Source organism: Pseudomonas paracarnis, from assembly GCF_904063055.1.
In the GTDB taxonomy this organism is placed as follows: Bacteria; Pseudomonadota; Gammaproteobacteria; order Pseudomonadales; family Pseudomonadaceae; genus Aquipseudomonas; species Aquipseudomonas paracarnis.
The window spans coordinates 1-538 of the sequence record NZ_CAJFCN010000056.1 but is presented as its reverse complement, the minus strand read 5'-3'; the positions used below and the strand labels follow the sequence as shown (position 1 = coordinate 538).

The following is a 538-nucleotide window of genomic DNA, read 5'->3' as shown; positions in this document are numbered from 1 at the left end:
CATGACTGGGGTGAAGTCGTAACAAGGTAGCCGTAGGGGAACCTGCGGCTGGATCACCTCCTTAATCGACGACATCAGCTGCTCCATAAGTTCCCACACGAATTGCTTGATTCATTGAAGAAGACGAAAGAAGCAGCCCGAAATTGGGTCTGTAGCTCAGTTGGTTAGAGCGCACCCCTGATAAGGGTGAGGTCGGCAGTTCGAATCTGCCCAGACCCACCAATTTTGTGTGGGAAACGCCTGTAGAAATACGGGGCCATAGCTCAGCTGGGAGAGCGCCTGCCTTGCACGCAGGAGGTCAACGGTTCGATCCCGTTTGGCTCCACCACTACTGCTTCTGTTTGTATAAAGCTTAGAAATGAGCATTCCATCGTTGTGATGGTGAATGTTGATTTCTAGTCTTTGACTAGTTCGTTCTTTAAAAATTTGGGTATGTGATAGAAAGATAGACTGAACGTTACTTTCACTGGTAACGGATCAGGCTAAGGTAAAATTTGTGAGTTCTCTTAACTGAGAAATTCGAATTTTCGGCGAATGT

The 538-nt window shown here is 47.0% G+C and carries 2 tRNA genes and 1 rRNA gene; all 3 read left to right on the top strand.

Annotated features, from left to right (window positions below):
• Positions 1-64, top strand: a 16S ribosomal RNA gene (locus JMV15_RS27870); the annotation flags it as partial.
• 81 nt (positions 65-145) lie between these two features.
• Positions 146-222, top strand: a tRNA-Ile gene (locus tag JMV15_RS27865).
• Positions 223-252: 30 nt separating this feature from the next.
• Positions 253-328 (top strand) — tRNA-Ala (locus JMV15_RS27860).
• Positions 329-538 lie beyond the last annotated feature (210 nt).